Origin of the sequence: Clostridioides sp. ZZV15-6383, from assembly GCF_020657735.1 — a bacterium.
In the GTDB taxonomy this organism is placed as follows: Bacteria; Bacillota; Clostridia; order Peptostreptococcales; family Peptostreptococcaceae; genus Clostridioides; species Clostridioides difficile_D.
In genome coordinates this window covers 1-2,139 of sequence record NZ_JAGWCV010000117.1, presented here as the reverse complement: position 1 = coordinate 2,139, position 2,139 = coordinate 1, and the positions used below count along the sequence as shown (strand labels likewise).

General features: G+C 28.1%; 2 protein-coding genes. Both read right to left on the bottom strand.

Annotated features, from left to right (window positions below; genetic code table 11):
- Positions 1-22: 22 nt before the first annotated feature.
- On the bottom strand, positions 23-970 hold the full coding sequence (locus KGF42_RS18985; RefSeq protein ID WP_255651008.1) for a hypothetical protein: 948 nt from the start codon (positions 968-970) through the stop codon (positions 23-25).
- 580 nt (positions 971-1,550) lie between these two features.
- Positions 1,551-1,874, bottom strand: coding sequence for a hypothetical protein (locus KGF42_RS18980; protein ID WP_227826894.1), 324 nt, complete (start codon positions 1,872-1,874; stop codon positions 1,551-1,553).
- Positions 1,875-2,139: the final 265 nt, after the last annotated feature.

Genomic DNA, 2,139 nt, shown 5'->3' with positions numbered 1-2,139 from the left:
ATAAAACAGATGCTTATAAAAACTATAGACTATTTTCTTTTTTTAAATTATAATATCTATAGTTAATGATGTTTTTGAAGTCACTATCGGAGTCAGTGATTTTAAGAGTTTTTTCAAAGGTAAGTGTGCCATCACTTATCTTTTTTTGTGCTTCAAACTCATATTTGTAATCAATATTAGGCTTTTTTATGCCTTTGCTACAACGATATAAATTAAATTTAGGAGGATACATACAAAGTCTTGCACCCTTTAAAATACTTTTTTTAACTCCTTCAACTTCAACGTCCCTAACTTCTCTACCTACAAAATTATTTAAAATAAAGCCAGGAGAAACTCTGTCATCATCAAGCATATCTTGAACTTCATCAAGTGATATATCACCAAGATAAGCAGTTAAATATGCACCTACATTATCAACATCATCTAATTTTTTTGTCACTGTAAATCCTTGTTTCCATAACTCTGACATTTTAGAATTAGGAATAAATGGAGCATCAGTTTCAAATATCATAGCCATGTGGCAGTGCCATGCTCCACGACCTTGTGGTTCCATTGCTACAATATATTCGTATGTCAAATTAAACTCTTTATTTATGTAATACTTAAGTCTTTTATTAAATCTTTCAAAATCTTTATAAAGTCTCTTAGAGTCTGTCATATTCTCTTTATAAGTAAGAGTAACCCATTTACAACATGATACATTAGTTATATTAGTGTTTAAATAGTCTCTAAGCCTTCTCAAAGACGCTCTAACCTCACTCTTAAGTTGCGACCTATCTGATATATGATTAAACTCTTTAATTTCCCCTGTACGCGTATCAATGTATTCATTAGCATTTATTTTTTTAATAACTATTTTATTATTTTTAAATTCAGAATACATTAATTCAATAATATTACCCATCTCTTTCACCCTAACAGTATCATACAATTTAGGTCTTATATTTTCTTTTGGTCTATCAATTTCCAAAAATAGCACCCCCTAATGGATTTTAGCAGTTTTTAAATTTTCTCGTAATATACTTTCATAATCAAGTAAATAACAAAAATAACTGCTTTTCCGTCAAAATGTTGAAATTTGAACGTTTAAAGCCTTTTTTGACTTAGTTTTATCATGAGTACACTTATTTCTAATATATATAAATAAAATATATAAATAAATAAATCAAAAAAATCATTAGTTTTGAAACGAATTTAAACAAATAGTCTATTCAGACTTGACGAATACTTAATAAGTCATACCCGTTCAAACCAGTTGACAAAATCTTTGCTCCGCTGTCAACTTGAACTGTTTTTTATTTTGCTTTTAAAAAAAGATTCTAATTGATGTTTTCCCAGTAACATCTGAATTATCATGTTGACATAAAAAGTTAATATCTAAAATTTCATCAGACGATTCATCAGGATGATAACAAATTTCATAGTACAAGTTATGTTGTTTGGCAAATAGTAAGAATTTAAAAATAGATTTATTGATAAAATTCATCTGAAACACCTCCGATATTACCAAATTATAACATAAAGCATGTACATTAGTAAATAAAGTATAACTAGTAATTGCCATGTTTAATTCGATGAACTGTAGGAAATCCACATCTATATTTTATAGAGACTTGACGTATACTCATTGTCTCTAAATCTTTTTCAATTTGCTTAACTTCTTCAGGACTAAACTTTTTCTTCTTAACTCCCTGACGCACAATAAAACAATTATCAAAATCAGTAGAAAATGAAGAATAAGGGATATTGTTTTTAATTAGTAAATCTAAGTAATTTTTATCAACTAAAATTTTATTATCAGTAATAGCATTTATTTTGTTGTCTATTAACTCTTTAGAGCCATCAGAATTAACTAATGTAAATTTTTTAGACATGTCATAACCCCCTAAATATTAAATTGTACGTCCGACCTGTCCCATGCCTAGGGAACCCCTCCAGCCCCTAACCATGCAACAGTACGGACGTACAAACTATCAATTAGTAAGATTATAACATACTAAAAAGCACCTGTAATAAAACAGATGCTTATAAAAACTATAGACTATTTTCTTTTTTTAAATTATAATATCTATAGTTAATGATGTTTTTGAAGTCACTATCGGAGTCAGTGATTTTAAGAGTTTTTTCAAAGGTAAGTGT